The organism is Dactylosporangium sp. NPDC049525, assembly GCF_040676755.1.
Taxonomy (GTDB): Bacteria; Actinomycetota; Actinomycetes; order Mycobacteriales; family Micromonosporaceae; genus Dactylosporangium.
The window spans coordinates 112,204-130,674 of record NZ_JBFAPO010000025.1; the positions used below are offsets into that span (position 1 = coordinate 112,204).

18 protein-coding genes and 1 pseudogene are annotated in these 18,471 nt (G+C 69.0%); 14 read left to right on the forward strand and 5 right to left on the reverse strand.

The genetic code is table 11. From position 1 onward, the window contains the following. Positions 1-86: 86 nt before the first annotated feature. The 6 genes from AB0K00_RS31130 (at position 87) to AB0K00_RS31155 (ending at position 7,639) form a co-directional block, all read left to right on the forward strand. Entirely contained in the window at positions 87-647 is a 561-nt protein-coding gene (locus AB0K00_RS31130; RefSeq protein WP_363527414.1) for a hypothetical protein, read from the forward strand. Between the two features lies 1 nt (position 648). Next, positions 649-2,088 carry an NAD(P)/FAD-dependent oxidoreductase gene (locus AB0K00_RS31135; RefSeq protein ID WP_363527417.1) on the forward strand — a complete coding sequence of 480 codons (1,440 nt, stop codon included), beginning with the start codon at positions 649-651 and terminating at the stop codon, positions 2,086-2,088. A gap of 573 nt (positions 2,089-2,661) precedes the next feature. Further along, entirely contained in the window at positions 2,662-5,268 is a 2,607-nt protein-coding gene (locus AB0K00_RS31140) for a LuxR C-terminal-related transcriptional regulator (protein WP_363527419.1), read from the forward strand. Between the two features lie 49 nt (positions 5,269-5,317). After that, a complete protein-coding gene (locus tag AB0K00_RS31145) occupies positions 5,318-6,484 on the forward strand; it encodes an FAD-dependent monooxygenase (RefSeq protein WP_363527422.1) in 1,167 nt (388 codons plus the stop codon). Then, positions 6,481-7,020, forward strand: coding sequence for an OsmC family protein (locus AB0K00_RS31150; protein WP_363527424.1), 540 nt, complete (start codon positions 6,481-6,483; stop codon positions 7,018-7,020). The genes AB0K00_RS31145 and AB0K00_RS31150 overlap by 4 nt, the downstream gene beginning before the upstream one ends. A gap of 1 nt (position 7,021) precedes the next feature. After that, entirely contained in the window at positions 7,022-7,639 is a 618-nt protein-coding gene (locus tag AB0K00_RS31155; RefSeq protein ID WP_363527427.1) for a peroxidase-related enzyme, read from the forward strand. A gap of 303 nt (positions 7,640-7,942) precedes the next feature. Here AB0K00_RS31155 and AB0K00_RS31160 read toward each other — a convergent pair whose 3' ends face one another. Further along, complete coding sequence (locus tag AB0K00_RS31160; RefSeq protein WP_363527430.1) at positions 7,943-8,149, reverse strand: transposase; 207 nt, start codon at positions 8,147-8,149, stop codon at positions 7,943-7,945. Between the two features lie 320 nt (positions 8,150-8,469). Here AB0K00_RS31160 and AB0K00_RS31165 point away from each other — a divergent pair, with 320 nt between their 5' ends. The 3 genes from AB0K00_RS31165 to AB0K00_RS31175 all read left to right on the forward strand — a co-directional run bounded on the left by AB0K00_RS31165 (position 8,470) and on the right by AB0K00_RS31175 (position 10,285). Next, positions 8,470-9,027, forward strand: coding sequence for a hypothetical protein (locus tag AB0K00_RS31165; RefSeq protein WP_363527433.1), 558 nt, complete (start codon positions 8,470-8,472; stop codon positions 9,025-9,027). A gap of 102 nt (positions 9,028-9,129) precedes the next feature. Next, entirely contained in the window at positions 9,130-9,429 is a 300-nt protein-coding gene (locus AB0K00_RS31170) for an ImmA/IrrE family metallo-endopeptidase (RefSeq protein ID WP_363527496.1), read from the forward strand. Positions 9,430-10,024: 595 nt separating this feature from the next. Then, a complete protein-coding gene (locus tag AB0K00_RS31175) occupies positions 10,025-10,285 on the forward strand; it encodes a hypothetical protein (protein WP_363527436.1) in 261 nt (86 codons plus the stop codon). A 35-nt stretch (positions 10,286-10,320) separates the two neighbouring features. On the opposite strand, the gene AB0K00_RS31180 is transcribed toward AB0K00_RS31175, so the two are convergent. Further along, positions 10,321-10,710, reverse strand: coding sequence for a hypothetical protein (locus AB0K00_RS31180; protein WP_363527439.1), 390 nt, complete (start codon positions 10,708-10,710; stop codon positions 10,321-10,323). A gap of 391 nt (positions 10,711-11,101) precedes the next feature. Here AB0K00_RS31180 and AB0K00_RS31185 point away from each other — a divergent pair, with 391 nt between their 5' ends. Next, positions 11,102-12,259, forward strand: a complete 1,158-nt coding sequence (locus AB0K00_RS31185; protein ID WP_363527499.1) for an ABC transporter substrate-binding protein — start codon at positions 11,102-11,104, stop codon at positions 12,257-12,259. A gap of 115 nt (positions 12,260-12,374) precedes the next feature. Continuing rightward, entirely contained in the window at positions 12,375-12,947 is a 573-nt protein-coding gene (locus AB0K00_RS31190) for a nuclear transport factor 2 family protein (protein WP_363527442.1), read from the forward strand. Between the two features lie 58 nt (positions 12,948-13,005). On the opposite strand, the gene AB0K00_RS31195 is transcribed toward AB0K00_RS31190, so the two are convergent. Continuing rightward, positions 13,006-13,968 carry a D-2-hydroxyacid dehydrogenase family protein gene (locus AB0K00_RS31195; protein ID WP_363527445.1) on the reverse strand — a complete coding sequence of 321 codons (963 nt, stop codon included), beginning with the start codon at positions 13,966-13,968 and terminating at the stop codon, positions 13,006-13,008. 460 nt (positions 13,969-14,428) lie between these two features. Between AB0K00_RS31195 and AB0K00_RS31200 the strand changes: the two genes are divergently transcribed. Continuing rightward, positions 14,429-15,364 (forward strand): NAD(P)-dependent oxidoreductase, encoded by a 936-nt coding sequence (locus AB0K00_RS31200; RefSeq protein ID WP_363527448.1) that lies wholly within the window; start codon positions 14,429-14,431, stop codon positions 15,362-15,364. Further along, positions 15,351-16,442 (forward strand): alpha-hydroxy acid oxidase, encoded by a 1,092-nt coding sequence (locus tag AB0K00_RS31205; RefSeq protein ID WP_363527451.1) that lies wholly within the window; start codon positions 15,351-15,353, stop codon positions 16,440-16,442. Before AB0K00_RS31200 ends, AB0K00_RS31205 begins: the two co-directional genes overlap by 14 nt. Positions 16,443-16,854: 412 nt before the next feature. Here AB0K00_RS31205 and AB0K00_RS31210 read toward each other — a convergent pair whose 3' ends face one another. Continuing rightward, positions 16,855-17,826, reverse strand: coding sequence for an aldo/keto reductase (locus tag AB0K00_RS31210; RefSeq protein WP_363527454.1), 972 nt, complete (start codon positions 17,824-17,826; stop codon positions 16,855-16,857). A 112-nt stretch (positions 17,827-17,938) separates the two neighbouring features. Beyond that, positions 17,939-18,139: a hypothetical protein gene (locus tag AB0K00_RS31215; protein WP_363527457.1), complete on the reverse strand. Its 201-nt coding sequence runs from the start codon at positions 18,137-18,139 to the stop codon at positions 17,939-17,941. 8 nt (positions 18,140-18,147) lie between these two features. Here AB0K00_RS31215 and AB0K00_RS31220 point away from each other — a divergent pair. Beyond that, positions 18,148-18,447, forward strand: a pseudogene (locus tag AB0K00_RS31220) (DDE-type integrase/transposase/recombinase); the annotation flags it as partial. Positions 18,448-18,471: the final 24 nt, after the last annotated feature.

Genomic DNA, 18,471 nt, shown 5'->3' on the forward strand with positions numbered 1-18,471 from the left:
CAGAACGTTCGGTCTCCCAGAGTGAAGGTCCCCGACCGCGGCACCCGCTGGTCGCAACCCCCGCAGAAACCTTCGAGAGGAACAGCATGACCACCACCGTTGCCGCTCCCGGCATCTCGACGACGGCATCCACGCTGCGGCGGCTGTACTTCGTCCGTTTCGCGTTCGCCATCGTCTGGGCCCTCGTGATGTTCACGACCGCCGAGCACCTCGGCCCGCTCGCCGTCACCCTGCTCGTGCTCTACCCGCTGTTCGATGTGGCCTCCGCCATCATCGACGCCCGCGCCTCGCGCACCACCGGATCGCCCAATCTGCTGTATGCGAACGTCGCGGTCAGCCTGCTCGCCGCGGCCGGCGTGGCCGCCGCCAGCGCGTCCGACATCCCGGCGGTCCTGCGCGTGTGGGGTGCCTGGGCGATCGTCGCCGGGCTGATCCAGCTCATCGTGGCCGTCACCCGCCGCAAGATGGGCGGCCAGTGGCCGATGATCATCAGTGGTGGCATCTCCGTGCTCGCCGGCGGGTCGTTCATCGCAGGTGCCTCCGCGGCCGACCCGACGCTGACCAACGCGATCGGCTATGCCATCCCCGGCGCCATCTTCTTCCTCATCTCGGCAATCCGTCTCGGCCGCGCTGCGAAGGGAAACTGACATGGACAACACCACGTACGACGTCATCGTCATCGGCGCAGGGCCGGTGGGAGAGAACATCGCCGACCGGATCGTGCAGGGCGGTCTGACCGCCGCCATCGTCGAGCGGGAACTGGTCGGTGGCGAGTGCTCCTACTGGGCCTGTATGCCGACCAAGGCACTGCTGCGCAGCGCAACCGCGCTCCGGGCGGCTCGCCAGCTGCCCGGAGCCCGTGAGGCGGTGACGGGTGAGCTGGACGCGGCGGCCGTGCTGCGCCGTCGCGACTCCTTCGCCTCGCACTGGACGGACGACGGACAGGTGTCCTGGCTCGACTCGGCAGGGATCGCGCTGTACCGCGGCCAGGGACGCATCAGCTCCGACCGGGTCATCGAGATCACCGGCGAGGACGGCGTCCCGACCTCGCTCACCGCCCGGCACGCGGTCGTCGTCGCGACCGGAAGCAGCGCCCTGGTCCCCGACGTCACCGGGCTGCGCGAGGCCGCACCGTGGACCAGCCGGGAAGCGGCAGCCGCGAGCGAGGTTCCCGGCCGGCTCGCCGTCATCGGTGGTGGCGTGGTGGCCTCGGAAATGGCGACCGCGTTCGCGAGTCTCGGATCCGTGGTGACGGTGCTGGCCCGTGACGGTGTGCTGCCCCTCGCGGAGCCGTTCGCCGGGGAGCGTGTCACGAAGTCCTTGGAGGAGGCCGGCGTGTCGGTCCGCCTCGGTGCCGAGACCGCGTCGGTGCACCGGGACAGCGACGGCACAGTGCGCATCACGCTTACCGATGGCGAGCAGGTCGAAGCCGACGAAGTCCTGATCGCGATCGGCCGTACACCGAACACGCAGGACATCGGCCTCGACACGATCGGCCTGAAACCCGGTGCCTGGCTCACGGTCGATGACACATTGCGGGTCATCGACGAGAACGGGACGCTGGTCGGCGACGGGTGGCTGTACGCCGCCGGTGACGTCAACCGGCGCGTGCTGCTGACCCACCAGGGCAAGTACCAGGCCCGCGCGGTCGGCGACGTCATCGTGGCGCGCGCCAAGGGCGAAGCGGTCGAGGACGACCGGTGGGGCCGGCACGTCACCACCGCCGACGAGCGCGCCGTGCCACAGGTCGTCTTCACCGACCCGGAGGTCGCGTCGGTGGGACTCACCGCAGCCGCCGCCGAGGCCGCCAGGCTGCGGATCCGGGTCGTCGACTACGACCTGGCCACCGTTGCGGGATCCGCCCTGCACGCGGAGGGATACCAGGGGCACGCCCGGATGGTCGTCGATGAGGACCGGAAGGTGATCGTCGGCTTCACGCTCGTCGGTCCGGACGTCGCGGAACTGCTGCACGCTGCGACGATCGCGGTCGTCGGCGAGGTTCCACTGGATCGGTTGTGGCACGCCGTTCCCGCATTCCCGACCGTCAGCGAGGTCTGGCTGCGCCTGCTGGAGGCGTACGGCCGCTGATGGCGAGCCGAGCGCTCCCCGTCCCGGCTGTCGCAGTGGGGAACGCTGACCTTGCAACGCCTGACGCAAATTGTGGCCCACCGACACCACCGCATCGCACCGGCCGCCTCGCCGCCGCAGGCGTCCACGGTTTCGCGGTGTTTGTCTCCGACGTTGACGGGGAGGACTTCGCCGGCACCGACTTTCCCGCAGCCGGCGCGGCGGGCGCCGGGCAGGTCAGCGGCTGCGCCACCACCAACCGTGTCCCCGGTGCTGACGTGGCCCGGGTGTTTCGCGCAGCGGACTGGGAGGTCCCCGGTGGCGGTCGGGGTCAGCTTCACAGCGGTGCAGGTCGCTGGCGCTGCGGGTGCCGACAACCCCACCCGCGCAGGTCAGGCGGCATGTTTGCATTCGTGGAGGATGGCGGCGCGTGCCGCAGTCGGTGACCGCGGCACGCCGGGTGACACTGAAACAGTTGATCGTGGTGATTGTTCGGGCGAGATCGGCGATCAACGTCGGCAGCCTTCACCGCCGGTACCGGCGAGGGGCAGGCAGCCGACAGCGACCGGGCGGCGCCGCTCGTACGATCGGCGGATGAAACTGTGGGAGCGGTCCGCGGCGCTCGACCTGCTCGACGATCTCCTGCGTCGCAGCGGTGACGGCGGCCGTGTCGCGGTCGTGTCCGGCGAGGCCGGTCTCGGCAAGTCCGCGCTGGTCGCCGAGTTCGCCAGACGCTGTGGGAGCCGGGCCCGGATCCTGTGGGGCGCGTGCGACCGGCTGGTCACCCCACGGGTGCTCGGCCCGCTGCAGGACATCGGCCGGCAGACCAGCGGCGTCCTCGCCGCCTGCCTGGGCGCTGGCGCCCCGCAGGGCGAGGTGTTCGCCGCGTTCCTTGACGAGCTGTCGGGGCCTCGGCAGCGTGTGCGTCCCGTCGTCGTGGTCGAGGACGCGCACTGGGCCGACGAGGCGACGCTGGACTGGCTGGTGTTCCTCGGCCGACGCATCGACCGTGTCGCGGCGCTGCTCGTCCTGACGTACCGCGACGACGAGCTGGGTCTGGAGCACCCGCTGCGCGGCGCGCTCGCCGCCCTGCCGAGCCGGGCCGTCGACCGGATTACGCTGGCCTCGCTGTCCGAGGCGACCGTCGCCGAGCAGGCACGCCTGGGCGGCCGCGACCCTGCGGTGGTGTACCGGCTCACCGGAGGCAATCCGCTGCTTGTCACCGAGCTGCTCAAGACCGATCTGCTCGACGGCGACGCCGTCCCCGCCGCGGTGCAGGACCTCATCCTCGACCGGATGCGCGCGCTGCCGGCGCCCGCCCGGGAGCTGGCGCACCTGGTGTCTGTGGTGCCGACCCGCGCCGACGCGGTGCTCGTTGCGGACGCGCCCGACTTGGTCGACAAGGCGATCGCCGGCGGGGTGCTGGTGCCGTCCGGCGAAGGCGTGGCGTTCCGGCACGAACTGCTGCGCGGCGCGGTCGAGGAGGCGCTGTCACCAGCCCGCCGAGCCGCCCTGCACCGGCGGGTGCTGGCGGTCCTGGCCCGGGTGGCCGGCGTCGACCCGGGCCGGCTGGTCCATCACGCCGTGCACGCCGGCGACAGCGGGGCGGTGCTGCGATACGGGCAGGTCGCCGGCGCCGGCGCCGCCCGTCAGGGCGCCCACCGCGAGGCCGCCGCGCACTACCGCGCCGCCGTCGGGCACGCCGCGCAGCTCGCCCCGGCCGAGCGGGCCGCGCTGCTGGAAGAGTACGCGGGGCAGGCCTACCTCGCCGGCCTGCACGACGAGGGTCTGCGCGCCCGCCACGCCGCGCTCGCGCTCCGTGAGGGCCTGGACCAGCCGGAGCGGGTGGGTGAGAACCTGCGCTGGATATCCCGGCTGGCCTGGTGGACCGGCGACGCCACGTTGGCCCGGCAGGCGGCCAACCGTGCGGCGACCGTTCTGGAAGGGCACGGCGACGAGCAGCAGCTCGCGACGGCGTACGGGAACCTGGCGCACCTTTACTGCCTCACGTACGAGCTCGACGACGCGGTCGCCTGGGGCGAACGCGCCCGCGCCCGCGCCGAACGGCTCGGCGACCTCGACACCGCGCTCTACGCCATGATCAGCGTCAACACCGCCCGGCTCGCCCTGGACGCCCCCGGTGCGCGGGAGGCGTTGGAGACCGCGCATCACACCGCCGCCGCCCATGGCTTCGCCGCGCACGCCTCCCGCGCCTTGGGCAACATCGCCGGCATCCTCGCCGACGAGCTGGCTCGGTACACCGATGCGGCGGCGGCCGTAGAATCGGTCTACGCGTACACGGTCGCGCAGAACCTCGACGGTTACGCCCTGTTCGCGCTCGGAATCCGGACCCGGATCCGGCTGGAGCGCGGGGACTGGGACGGCGCGCTCGCCGACGCGGACGAGATCATCGCCCGTAGCAGCGGGGTCGGCGTCAACGCCGTGCTGCCGCTCGCCCTGAAGGGCCGCATCCTGGCCGCGCGCGGGCACCCCGACGCGCTGTCCACACTGGACGCCGGGCTGCGGGAGGCGCTGCGCATCAACGCCGTCCAGTTCGTCGCGCCCGTCGCCGACGGCCGCTCGGAGTACTTCCTGTGGGCCGGCGAACCGGAGCGCGCCCAGCAAGAGGCGTTACGCGGGCTGGAACTCGCCGGGACCGTCGTCGGCCAACCGTTCGTCACCGGCCGGCTCGCCTACCGGTATCGGCGCGCCGGCGGCGCCGGCCCGCTGCCGGACGGCATCGCCCGCCCGTACCAGCTGATGATCGACGGCGAATGGCAACAGGCCGCCGACGAGTGGGAGCGCCGCGGCGCGACCTACCTGCGGGCTGAGGCGCTGTCCGCCGGGGACGAGCCGGCCGCGCTGGAGGCGCTGCGCCGCTACAACGAGCTCGGCGCGGTCTGGGCCGCCGACCACCTGCGGGCGCAGCTGCGCCGGCGCGGCATCGCCAAGGTGCCGCGTGGTCCGCGCCGGGCGACCGCCGGGCACGCGGCCGGGCTGACCCCGCGCCAGGCCGACGTCCTCGAGTTGCTCGTCGAGGGCCTGTCCAACGCCGAGATCGCCGCCCGGCTCACGCTGGCGGCGAAGACTGTTGACCACCACATCTCGGCGGTGCTGGCCAAGCTCGGCGTCGCCAACCGCGCCCAGGCCGTCGCCGTCGCCCACCGCCGCAATCTGGGTGGTGTCGGGAAGTCAAGGTAGGGAGCGCTCCCCATTCGGCGAACGGCGGGCGAACCTACCGTCTGTTTCCGTGAACGTATTACACGACGTCGTCATCGTCGGTGGCCGCGCCGCGGGGGCGGCCACCGCGCTGCTGCTGACCCGGCTGGGCCACGACGTGGTCGTTGTCGACCGGGCGACATTCCCGTCTGACACCATCTCGACGCACCAGTTGGCCCGGCCCGGCGTCGTCCAACTGGACCGCTGGGGTTTGCTCGACACGGTACTGGCGAGCGGCGCGCCCGCCATCCGGCAGGTGACCTTCAGCGTCGCCGGCGCGTCCGTCACTCGCATCATCAAGCGCAAGGCCGGCGTCGACCTGCTCGTCGCGCCACGCCGAACCGTGCTGGACAAGATCGTCCTCGACGCCGCCGCTCGGGCCGGTGCCTGCGCCGTCACCGGCGTCACCGTCGACGGCGTCCAGTTCGACAGCACCGGCCGCGCCTGCGGCGTCGTCGGGCACTGCGCGTCGGGCGCCCCGGTGTCGATCGCCGCGCGGTACGTCGTCGGCGCCGACGGGCTGCGGTCCGTCGTCGCCCGGTCCGTCACCGCCGAGGTGATCGAGGACCGCGGCGACCGTGGCGCGGCGCACTACGCCTACTACGGCGGGCTGCCCTGGCACGGCATCGAGCTCATCGCCGCCAAACGGGCTCTCGCCGGTGTGTTCCCGACCAACGGCGGCGAGGCCTGCATCTGGGTGACGACGCCCACCGAGGACGCGCGGGAGGAGCGGCGCGCGGCCCCGTCGCGTGCCGCCGCCTTCGAAGTGCTCCTGCGGCGGGCGTCGCCCGAGCTCGCGGACCGGCTGGCTCACGGCCGGCGGACCTCCCCAGTCGCCGGCATGCTGCGCCACCCCAACATCCTGCGCCGCGCTCACGGCCCGGGCTGGGCGCTCGTCGGCGACGCCGGCTACCACCGCGACGCAGTCACCGGCCACGGGCTCAGCGACGCCTACCGCGACGCGGAACTGCTCGCCGTCGCCCTCGACCGGGCGCTGCGCGGCGGCGGCGACGGCGATCTCGCCGAGTACCAGCGGCGGCGCGACCGCGCCCTACGCGAAGTCTTCGACCTGACGTGCGCCCTGGCGGCCTACCCGCCGGTCGCCGACTTCGTCGAACTGCAGAAACAGCTCTCCCACGCCCTGGACACGGAGGCAGAGGAGCTGGTGTCCCTACCACTTGTGAGGAGTTCCCGATGACGAACGGCGTCGACACCGCCACCCTGTTCGCCACCATCGACGCGGTGAAGGCCGCCCCCGACGCGGCCCGGTTCCAGTTCCGCGCCGCCAACAGCTGGGTCAGCGGCACCCACAACCGCAGCACCATCCACGGCTACTTCGGCGTCGGGGAGGAGCACACCCACGAGCGCAGCTTCACCTTCGACGCCGACCACCCGGCCGTGCTCGTCGGCAACGACAACGGCCCGACCCCGGTGGAGTACGTGCTGCACGCCCTCGCTGCCTGCCTGACCGCCGGCATCGCCAACATCGCGGCCGCCCGTGGGGTCACACTCACCTCGGTGCATTCGGAGGTCGCCGGCAACATCGACCTCAACGGCATCCTCGGCCTCGACCCGGGGGTGCGCAACGGCTACCAGAACATCACGGTCCGGTTCACGATCGAGGGCGACGCCCCAGCCGACACGCTGCGGCAGATCGTCGAGCAGTCGAAGGCCCGCTCGGCCGTGCTCGACGTCCTCGCCAACCCCGTGCCGGTGACGGTCAAGGTCGGCTGAAATGTCCTACCTGGATACTCCGAAGGAGGCGCAGGCGGGCGACGACGTCACCCGCCAGTTCGCCGCCGACCGCGCCCGCCACGGGTACGTCGCGAACTACACAAGGGTGTTCGCGCTGCGCCCAGCCGTACTGGACGCCTGGGCGGGGCTCAACGGCGCCATCAAGGCCGGGATGGACCACCGGCGGTACGAGCTGGCCACCCTGGCGGCGGCCCGGCGACTCCGGTCGAGCTACTGCGCGCTGGCGCACGGCGCGCTGCTGCGGCAGCGGTACTTCGATGCGGCAACCCTGCACCGCGTCGCCGTCGACCACCATGACGCCAGCCTAGACCCGGTGGACGTGGCGGTGATGGACTTCGCGGAGAAGGTCGCCGGCGACCCGACCGCCGTCACCGCCGCCGACGTCGAGACGCTTCGCTGCCACGGCCTGGGCGACATGGAGATCTTCGACATAGCGCTGACCGCCGCGGCGCGCTGCTTCTTCAGTACCGTCGTCGACGCTGTCGGCGCCGAACCGGACGCGGAGTACCGCTCGTCGCTGGAGCCGGAGCTGCGGCAGGTGCTGACCGTCGGCCGGGCGATCGCCACGGCCGGGCGCTCGAACGGGTCACCCGTATGAGGTCCCAATTCCCGGATGCGGCCGCCACCGCAGGATCGGTCGTGGACGACCGCGGAGGCATACACGGAAGCAGCGAACGGCCCCGACGCTGGGCGGGCCCATGCTGCCACTGAAAGATGCGTGCCGGCATGCGCCTACGCCGGCGCGCTCCCCCCGGCAGCCGCGTCCCCCGCCATCAGCCGGCGGCCGGCGGAAATCGACGTTGGCGTCAGGGTCAAGGTCGCAGCCATGGTGGAGCCAGGTGCTCACACAACCAGCGATGCCGGGCGGATGACCGTGTAGGGCTCGCAAATCGGGCTTTGGCTACGCGGCCTGCGTGTATTCGTTGATCAGCCCGCCCAGGATCGGGCGTCGTTGAATGCGGGCGGCGGTGAGGTTGATGACCTGTGGTGGTGGGTTCGGTGGTTGCTGGCCGAGTGGTCGGTGCGGCCGGTGGCCGTTGCAGTGGGCGGTGTGCTCGGTTAGGACGAAGGCGAGCAACACACAAAGAACGCCGAGCACGGCGAGCACCTGCGGGAGTGTGTTGGTGGAGTCGCTGAGTGCGATCGAGGGCACATGCAGACGATCGCATCGTCTCGGGACACGTAAAGATCGACGGAACCGCCGCCACCGGGCCGATGATGCCGACGACCAAAGGCCGGCCCCCAACGCAGCATCCGTACCCGCAAGCAGTACACGACGACTCACCTGGTTGTGATCGGTTGATCGCCCGCGCTGGCACGTTCCGGGATTCAGTACGCGCCCGAGTACCTAATGTTCGTGGCCAAACGTCAGTCCAAGGTCAGGTCCTGACCCCGGACCGGCGCGTATCTAGGAGAGGGAGTAGGCCAATGATGAGTTTCACCGGGTCGTCGGGGCGTATCGCGACGCGGATCGGCGTGACGGTTGCCGGCCTGGCGATGGCGCTCGGGGTGGCGGTGGGTCTGGACGCCGCGCCGGCTCAGGCCAAGACCATACATGCCTCGCTGAGCATCGGCCGAAGTCCGGAGGTCACCGGAAAGTATCGGGTCACCATGAACGTGTGGATTCCGATGAACGAGTATGACTCGCACGGGTACTACAACAACGGCGCCCGTATGGAGGCTCATTTCGAAGGGGACGACGGCAGTTTTCACCCGTTGCTGGTGGTCTTCCCGCGCGGCTCTGGGTTCGATCCCGTAAAGACCTGGGTCGCGGGCGACCCGGGATACACGGCTGAATCGGACGGCATCCACCTACGGTTCACGTTCCTGGCGCCCGGCAGTGAACTCGACGAGGATCCGGCGGACTGGCTCCGAAACCAATACGTGGACGATGTCTACTTCAGCGTGTGGTTCATCGACGGTGACGACGGCGCCTCCGGTGCCAGATCCAACGTCGTTCACCAGCACTTCTGCTGCAAAAGGTAACTCTCCCGAGTAACGCTGAGTAGCGGTACGTGGTCCGCAGTAGTCGTCTACTGCGGACCATTCGTTTGGCGGTGAGAGACCGGCCGTGTTCCCGCATTCAGCCTGCTCCATGAGGTCGGCCACGTCCTGCTCCACCCGCGACGAGAAAGCTTCCTCGACCTTGACGACCAACGTGACCGAACCGACCCGGCCGAACTGGAGGCCGACACCTTCGCCAACAACCTGCTGTTCCCGGAGGGCAGCAGCGCGGAGATCGCCCACGCCAGCACCATCCAGGACCTCATCGTCATCGCCGCACGACTCGGCATCGGCGTACCGACCGTCGCCGGGAATGCGGCAACCTCACCGGCAAGTGGAACATCGTCAGTCGGCTGCGACAGAAGATCACCGAGGCCGACGTGACGACATGTGCAATGGCACTGCCTGGACGACGATGGCCGTGCTCGTCGTGGTGGATTTGGACACCTAAACGCGGATGAGCACCCACCGAGCGCACCCCCGGGTAAAGCGAATAGGAAAGGCCCCGGCTGAGGTATAAGCCCAGCTCGGAGCCCCTGATCGTTGGTACGCCGCGTAGGACTTGAACCTACAACCCGCAGATTAAGAGTCTCCTGGCTCTCGTTAGCTGCCAGTTGGGCGGTGAGCCGTTGCGGCTGTGCTGGGCGGGGTATCCAACCCGGCATTGGCGATGCGGTTGGGCCTGGCCACCTGCACTATGCTGCGGAAATCCCGGTTCGAACGACGAGTCCGCGCCGCGGTTCCGGCATGTCTACAAAGCACAGTCGTCGGTGCGAATCGGCTACGCTGCATCGGAGAAATTGTGCTGCGGCGGGTTTGCCATCGCTGGCCCGCATGACGTGCCGGAGGTAGCGATGAGCGGTGGTCGCACTGGCGTAGACATCCGCGCGATCTGGAACGCATCACCGCTGCCTCCGTCGACGCCGTTCTGGTCGCATCGGGCGTCCGTCACGGCCGGATTCGGTCTGTGCGTCCGGGTGTGGTGCGTGTCGAGGTCAGAGGTACCACCGACGCACGCCGGTGGGATGCGCAACAGGCGTTGCTCGACGCGCTTGCTGTGAAGTTCGCCGATGAATGGTGGCGGTCATACCCGGTCGCTCGGGTGTATCCGTGGCGTCCCTGGTGCACCTGGATCACCGTCAACGATCCCGGCCTTGACGGGTTCGACGAAACAGGCCGCGACTACGTCGCCATCGTCAACGAGCCCACGGCCGGAGGCTCGGACGGCACCGATACGTGAGGGCATTCAGACTCTACGTCCAAGCCGGAAGCGGTCTACGTTTCCTCATGTGCTGGTAGCAATCTGCGATCTCTGATCGTGCAAGGTCCCATCGCCGGCCAGTGCGTTACTAGGCGTTGAGCTGTCTTGGTCTGGAGCCTCGCGTCCCTGGCGAAGCCACGGATATCCAAGGTCGGCGCCGAAGCGGGATCCGTTGTCGCGGAGCGGGCCGAGGTCGCTGCCCGGAACCCGGGCGAGAAGGGCGGCGAGAAAGGCTCGGTCCTCGGTGCGAACTTGAATCGGTCAGCGCCGAGTTGCCGCTCCAGGACGGTGATCTGATGCCGCAGCGCCAGAATTTCGACGTCTTTGTTCAGGTCGCCCATCGGCAGTAGCCGCAGCGCGGCGAACGTGTTCGTGACAGTCAGGTAAGCCAAGCGCAGTAGCACGAGAGCTCATCCTGCCGCGTTCCGCTCCGATCTTGACGGCCGGGCGACGTGTTGGCCAAGAGGGAGCGGACGGAGCCCACCGCCTGCATGAATGACATTCTCGGCAGGCGCAGTGACGCCGGTGCGGCTGCTGACCGCGAAGGTTACGGGCTTGATCGTTCTGTAACCCGCTCGCGACCAAGCAACCCTTGACACGGGACGCGCCCGAAGAGATATTGGTCAACCAAGCGCTTGTTAGGTTCGAGGACTCCTCGCCAGACCGCACGCAGGAACGACGTGGCGGTAGCGACGCAACGGTTGAGCCCAATTCATTTGTCCCAGTGAGGTAGGGGTAGACGTGGCCACATTCAGGAGATCAGCGACGCTTGCTGGAGCGCTGATCGCCGCGTTGGTGGCGTTCGCGGGCTGTAACAAGAGTGGCTCCGACGCACCGGACACCGGCACTGCGACTGGTAAGCCCATCATCATCGGCTTGGACCAGGACAGCACTGGTCCGGGCGCTTCATACAGCAACATTTCCGGCAAGACGATCCGGCTGGCCATTCAGGACATCAACGACAAGGGCGGCGTGCTCGGTAGTCCGCTGCAGCTCGTGGTGGGCAACGACGAGAGTGACCCGACCAGGTCGCCGGCCGTGGTGCAGAAGTTGGTCGGCGAGGGCGCCAAGCTGGTGCTGATGCAGACGGGTAGCGCGGCAACGGCGCAGGCCAAGCCGATCCTCACCCAGCTCGGCATCCCGGCCATCGCCCCCACCAGCGTGACCCAGACGCTGGTCGACCCGCCGAACAACGAGTTCATCTACATGCTCGCCAACGCGACCGGCGACTGGGCCAAGGTGTACTGCGGAGCGTTCGAGAAGGCCAACATCAAGAAGATCGGCGTGCTGACCGACGACTCCCCGACCATGGCCGCGGTGGACAAGGCGCTGTTCGACGCGATGCCCTGTGTGCAGATCGCAGCGTCCGAGAAGGGTGCCACCGCGGCGTCCGACCTGTCGGCACAGGTGGCCCGACTCAAGGACGCGAACGTCGACGCGGTGATGGTGACGAGCCTCGGTGGCGCGTTCGAGGTGCTCGCGCAGAACACGCTCGCCAGCCAGTTGGCCGCGAAGCCGCGGTTCTCCCTCGCGTCGATCGGCAACCAGCCGGACTCCTGGAAGCTGGCCAACCCGGGCGCCCTCAACGGTTTGGTGTTCATGGGCTCCATCAACAGCCAGAACCCTCGTACCCAGGAGCTCACCAAGTTCCTGAAGGACAAGAACGGCGCCGACTACGAGATCACGGCCTACGATGCCCAAGCCTGGGACACCGTGCACATCGTCAAGCTCGCGATCGAGAAGGCCGGCGGCGCGGACGACGCGAAGAAGCTCAACGAGGCGATCCAGAGCATCACCGGATACCAGGCCTCGTTCGGCCAGGCAAGCTTCACCCTGTCCTACTCCGCCACCAAGCACCTCGGTACGGATGGCCTGTGCGGCCTGTCGCTGATCGAGTTCGGCGCGGACAACAAGCCGAAGGGACCGTGGGCGACCTACCAGCCGCTCTGCTGATTGGACCGAAAGCTGGCCGTGGGGCGGACATCCTCCGCTTCACGGTCGTCATCCGTCCTGGTTCAGCGGCCATGACGCAGCACAGCATCGACAGACTCGAGGAAGTGGGTGACCAATGCCGCGGGACGACCAGTTCGAGCAATCACGGGTCCAGGTGACCATGGCCGTTACTGACTGCCTGCACCGGTATGCGAGGGCGGTCGATCGGTGTGACTGGGACTCGGTGCGTGCGTGCTACCACGACAACGCCTTCGATCACCACGGTGCGTACCGAGGAGGGGTCGACGGGCTGATCGAGGACATGAAAGTTCGCCATGCACAACTGGACTCGTCGGTTCATTTCATCACCAACGTCCTCGTTGACCTGCCTGACCCGGATGTCGCATTGGTCGAGTCCTACTGCCTGTGCTATCTGAGGCGCCGTGAACAAGATGCCTCCGGCGCGCAGCAATTGACGACTGTGAAATGTCGCTACCTGGACAAATTCACGCCGGATGCCGTTGGGCGGTGGCGTATCGCCTCCCGCATGGTGGTGTTTGACGAACTGTGTGTCGGCGAGATTCGGGACAGCAGGCCACAGGCAGCCACTCGATCGGAGAGGGATCGAAAGGACCCATTGTGGGTCTTTCTTGATCGCGGAGCGGACTGGAACTCAGTAGATTATGCCGCTGGGTCGAAACGCCAGTGACCGGGAGTGCGCTGACCCCCGGCAAACCCTCGGCGTCGGCCAAGCCCGCCTTCGGCGCTTACGACTCAGCCGGGATTACCCGAACCGGGGTGCCCTGCAGCCATGACACGACGTCTTCCACCACGTGCGAGAAGAACCGCTCGTACATCGGCACCGAGACATAGCCGATATGTGGCGTCAGGACGGTGTTCGGCGCGTCGCGCAGCGGGTGGTCTGCTGGCAACGGCTCGACGGAGAACACGTCCAGCGCCGCGCCGGCGATGACGGCGTCCGACAGGGCCTCGGCCAGGGCATACTCGTCCACGATCGGCCCGCGCGAGGTATTGACCAGATAGCCGCGCGGGCCGAGCAGTTCCAGCTCGGGTCGACCGATCAGGTTCCTCGTGCGTTCACTCAGCTTGAGGTGGATGGTAGCTATGTCGGCGCGCTCGAACAGTTCGCGCTTGCCGACGCGCTTCACGCCCATCGCCTCGGCCCGCTCGCTGGTGAGATTCTCGCTCCAGGCGACGACGTCAACGTCGAAGGCCCGCGCGTAGCGGGCGATCCTCGAGCCGATATTGCCCAGCCCGATGATGCCGAGGGTCGATCCAGCCAGCTCAGGACCGATCGTGGTCTGCCACCGCCCTGCCCGCAGCGCGGCATCCTCGGCCGGCACCCGGCGGGTGACCGCCATGATGAGGGCCCAGGTCAGCTCGGCCGTGGTGTGCGGCACGCCGCCAGTTCCGCAGACCACGATCCCGCGGGCATGTGCGGCCGCGACGTCGATCGCCGCGTTGAACGGACCGGTGGTGACCAGGAGGGCCAGGTTGGGCAGCCTGTCGAGGATCGCTGCCGGGAACGCCGTCCGCTCGCGCATCGCCACGACCACGTCGAACGGCTCCAGCCGGCGGACCAAGTCAGCCGGGTCGGTGATGTGGTCGTGGAAGAATGTGACGTCGGCCCGGCCGTCAAGTGGCGTCCAATCGGCGCTCGACCGGGCGACGCGCTGATAATCGTCAAGGACGGCGATCCGGATCGGCATGGCGCGGGCTCCTTCGATTGTGGATCCAGTTCGTCGCGGTGGCGCCGCTGACCGTCAACACCCGTTATCGTGTGCGCCTAACAAGCGCTTGATTGTGCTATTCTGTTTCGGCTCTCGGGGCGTGTCAAGTCAGGTCGAGGCAGACGGGAAGGTCGGTGTCGGAACGTATTATCCACAGTGCGCCTGGGTCCTCGTGGTGGATTACAAGATTGACTTCCGGTGGGACATCTGCGACCGTGCGATGGTTGTTCCAACCCGGCGTGATCATCGCCGGCGATGATCCGGACGAGGTCTTCAAGATCCCCGCGGTTGTCGGCGCCAACCTGGGAGTTTGACATGTTTGAGACCTCATCTCTTGCCATCAACTATGAGGGCACGCGGGCCCCATTCGGCGTGAACACCAGTCCAGGTCGGCGTTCGCTCGCCGACGTTGCCGGGCACCCGGTGGGCCAGGACTGACGTGGCCGACGAGACGCGGATCTGCGTGCTGCCGGCCGCACCGCACTCCGCTCCGGCCGACCGCGACCGGATCGAGGATGCGGTCCGGGCGGGCGGGGGCACGCTCAGTGGGGTGGCCGACGCCGACGGGGTGATCTGGACCGACTGGTCCGACCCGGCGGCTCTGGGCGCCACGCTGCGCGAACACCCGCAGGTGCGTTGGGTGCAGCTGGTCACGTCGGGCGTGGACGCGTTCGGGCCACTCATCACCGATGACCGGGTGTGGACGTCGGCCAAGGGCGCCTACGCCGAGCCGATGGCCGAGTGGGTGCTGGCCACGCTCCTCGCCGGGTTCCGCGGCGTGCCGGGCTACGCCCGCGACCGCCGGTGGGAGCCGCAGCCCACCCGCTCGCTGTTCGGCGCGCGCGTCACGATCGTCGGCGGGGGAGGGGTGACCGGCGCCCTGATCCGGCTGCTGGCGCCGTTCGAGGTGACCATCGACGTGGTGCGCCGGGCTCCGGTGAACGTACCCGGGGTCCGTCGCACCGTGGGGCCGCAGCTGCTCGAGGAGCTCGCACCGCAGACGGACGTGCTGGTGCTGGCGCTCGCCCTGACACCGGAGACGGTCGGGTTGGTGGACGCCCGGTTGCTCGAACGGTTGCCGGACGACGCCTGGCTGGTCAACGTGGCCCGTGGCCCGCTGGTGGTCACCGATGACCTGACCGTGGCGCTCGAGACAGGACGCCTCGGCGGTGCGGTGCTGGACGTCACCGAACCCGAACCGCTGCCGGCCCGGCACCGGCTGTGGCGCCTCGCGAACTGCCTGATCACGCCGCACACCAGCTGTCCGGCCGAGTTGGCCGCGCCCTTGCTGCTGCGACGAATTCGGGACAACGTCGCGCGGCGGGTCGCGGGGCTTCAACTCGACGGGGTGGTGGATCCGCGTGCCGGCTACTGATTGGGCGGACCTCGAGGCGACCGAGGCAGCCGCCAGGCTGCGGCTGCCCGAAGAGGTGTACGACTACTTCGCCGGTGGCGCCGGCGACGAAACGACCTTGGCCGCCAACGTCGCGAGCTGGCGGCAACGGCTTCTGGCACCGCGCGTGCTGCGTGGCGTGAGTGGCGTGGACGCCGGCGTCGAGGTCCTGGGTTGCCGGATGACCACACCGATCGCGGTGGCGCCGATGGGTCTGCAGCGGATGGCCCACCCCGACGGCGAGATCGCCACCGCGGCCGCGGCGGCGGCGACAGGCACCGTCCTCAGTGTCTCGACCTACGCCACCTCCACTGTGGAGGAAGTGGCCGCGGCCGGTGGCGTCCAATGGTTCCAGGCGTACGTGCTGCGAGACCGCGGCCTGAGCCGGGATCTGCTGCAGCGCGCCGCGGCGGTCGGCTACCGAGCCGTGTTGCTGACGGTCGACGCGCCGATCGCGGGCGACCGCCGCCGCGACCGCCGCCACGGTTACCGGCTGCCCACCGGCGCGAACCTGCGGCTGGCCAACTTCCCTGAGAGTGGGCAGGTTTCGGCCAGCTACTCGATCGAACTGGAGAACACCCTGACGCCCGACCTGATCGGCTGGGTCGCCGACGTCAGCGGCCTGCCGGTCGCGGTGAAAGGCGTTCTGCGCGGAGACGACGCGAAGGTCGTCGTCGCAGCGGGGGCCAGTGGGGTCGTCGTTTCTAACCACGGCGGTCGGCAGATGGACGGCGAGGTAGCCACCGCCGACGCGTTGGTCGAGGTCGCCGCGGCGCTGTCCGGTACCCCCGCGCACGTCCTGGTGGACGGCGGTATCCGCACCGGTGCGGATGCGGTGCGGGCGCTGGCGCTGGGCGCCCACGCGGTCCTGGTGGGTCGTCCGGTCCTCTGGGCCCTGGCGGTCGGTGGCGAGGCGGGTGTGCGTGGTCTGCTGACCGCGCTGCGCGAGGATCTGCTGCGCACAATGGCACTGTGCGGCGTGTCGTCGGTGGCCGAGATCGGTCCCGACCTCCTGCGCGGACGGGTGGTAGCAGAAGCTCCCGGCCCATCATATTCATGATACGGATCATCTCGATGTTCACCATCGGCACCGACGGCGTCTACGCAAGCCGGCAGGTCACCGCGGGCGGCGACGAGCCGTTCGGCGACTGGGAACCGCTCGGCATGTAACCACGAGTCACGGTGGCGGGCGGGGCACGACAGATGCCCTGACCGCCACCGCGGCCGGACCTTCCGGCCGACCCGGTGCCGGTCCCACCACTGCGAAGCGCGCCGAAGGCCTCAGGATCGCCCTGCGATGCCTTACGGCCATAGCCGACGATGAGCACCAGCCGGAGGTACTCCCTTTCCTCGGCGGTGAGCGCGCCCCGCGTTGCGGCCTCCGTTTTCCTCGAGACCAAGACGGTCTGGCATCCCAAAAGGCCTCTGACTGGCGGCTGCCCCGCCATGCCCGGCCAGGGGACCAGTGACCCTCAGGCCGGCTGGTAGAAGTTGCGCTCCCAACGGTGCTTGGCCAGCACTCCCAGCTGCTCGCCGGACAGCGTCCGGCCGTCGCTGACGGCGGCGTTGCGTTCGACGTTGCGGACACTGCGCATCCCAGCGATGACGGTGGAGACCGCTGGGGCCGCCAGCACGAAGCGCAACGCCGCTTCCGCGACGTCGTCAGCTCCGATATCCAGATCGGCGACGAGAGCGTCGACACGCTGCTCAACCTGTGCCAAGCGGTTGCCGCCGAAGTACCGGTTGCGGAAGTCGCCCTCCGGGAAGGTGGTGTCCGCACGGAGCTGCCCGGTCAGGCCGCCTTCGTCCAGCGCCACCCGGACGATCACCCCGACGTCGTGCTGCGCACACGCCGGCAGCAGCCGCTCCTGCGGTTGCTGGTGGAACACGTTGTAGATCACCTGCACGGTGTCGACCTGACCGGTGCGTACCAGTTCCAGGGCGTTGTCGGGCTCGTAATCGTTGATGGACACCCCGAAGAAACGGATCTTGCCTTCCTGTTTGAGCGCCGCGATCGTCTCCAGCCAGTCACCCCGGCCGACCCACTCGTCGCTCCAGACGTGAAATTGCAGCACGTCGAAGGCGTCGAGCCCGGACGCCCGCAAGCTGGTCTCCACGCTGTCGCGGATGTGCTCGCCCGGGAACGTCTCCGCGGGGTCCACACCGTCCGGCGCCGGCCAGATGCCATTCTTGGGCGGCACCTTGGTCGCCACGTAGAGGTGATCGCCCAGGTGGTCCCGCACGACCCGGCCGACGATCCGTTCGCTTTGGCCGTACCCGCGCGCGGTATCGATGAAGTTGACGCCGAGCTCGATCGCCCGGTGTAGGGCGCGTACCGACTCGTCCTCCCGGGCGCCGATCCACGCCGATCCGCCGATTCCCCAGGCGCCGTAGCCGATCTCTGAAACGGACAGGCCGGTCCGGCCAAGCGGACGGTACTGCATACGTCGCTCCTCACAACCGCTGCTGCTGTCGCCGGTGACACCGGGTCCCGGCCCCACCTGACCAGGCAGCATCGCACATCGCCGCCCGTCGACACCGAATGGATGTCGGGCTCTACAGCCCGGCGGAGAAGGCATAGGTCGAGGACGGGTCGGCCTGCTGTGCTGGGGTGCTGTAGGCGATCGCGATCTCGTCGTGTGCGTGCAGGATGATGCCGGCCGGATCGCCCTGGTACGGCTTGCCGTTGACGTACGACTGCAGCACCTTGCCGTCGCCGGCCTTGAGCCCGCCGATCTGGTTGGCCGAGAGCGTCACCTGCCACTCCGAGCGAGGTGGTCACCGACGCGGCACCGGTCTACCCGGCAGTGCTCGACGAGCTGGTTCCGTCGGCGTGGCATCACGTCGAGCGCTACGCCAACAATCCGATCGAGGCCGATCACAGCCAGCTCAAGCACTGTGCTCAGACCGATGCGCGGACTGCGTACCGACCGAACCGCTACCGTGATCATCGCTGGACACGCTTTCATGCAGAACCTCGACGCGGCCACTACGAACTCGGCGTCGACGTCCGGCCCAGGCTCCGCCTCGCCGCAGCGTTCACCGAGCTCGCCGGCGCTATCTGAGTCAGTCGGACCGGACTACGGGGC

What these genes read in the sequence shown, in the direction of transcription:
- AB0K00_RS31140 (WP_363527419.1), top strand. Translation starts at nt 2,662, where the DNA reads ATGAAACTGTGGGAGCGGTCCGCGGCGCTCGACCTGCTCGACGATCTC.
- AB0K00_RS31165 (WP_363527433.1), top strand. Translation starts at nt 8,470, where the DNA reads ATGATGAGTTTCACCGGGTCGTCGGGGCGTATCGCGACGCGGATCGGC.
- AB0K00_RS31190 (WP_363527442.1), top strand. Translation starts at nt 12,375, where the DNA reads ATGCCGCGGGACGACCAGTTCGAGCAATCACGGGTCCAGGTGACCATG.
- AB0K00_RS31130 (WP_363527414.1), top strand. Translation starts at nt 87, where the DNA reads ATGACCACCACCGTTGCCGCTCCCGGCATCTCGACGACGGCATCCACG.
- AB0K00_RS31210 (WP_363527454.1), bottom strand. Translation starts at nt 17,826, where the DNA reads ATGCAGTACCGTCCGCTTGGCCGGACCGGCCTGTCCGTTTCAGAGATC.
- AB0K00_RS31155 (WP_363527427.1), top strand. Translation starts at nt 7,022, where the DNA reads ATGTCCTACCTGGATACTCCGAAGGAGGCGCAGGCGGGCGACGACGTC.
- AB0K00_RS31135 (WP_363527417.1), top strand. Translation starts at nt 649, where the DNA reads ATGGACAACACCACGTACGACGTCATCGTCATCGGCGCAGGGCCGGTG.
- AB0K00_RS31195 (WP_363527445.1), bottom strand. Translation starts at nt 13,968, where the DNA reads ATGCCGATCCGGATCGCCGTCCTTGACGATTATCAGCGCGTCGCCCGG.
- AB0K00_RS31150 (WP_363527424.1), top strand. Translation starts at nt 6,481, where the DNA reads ATGACGAACGGCGTCGACACCGCCACCCTGTTCGCCACCATCGACGCG.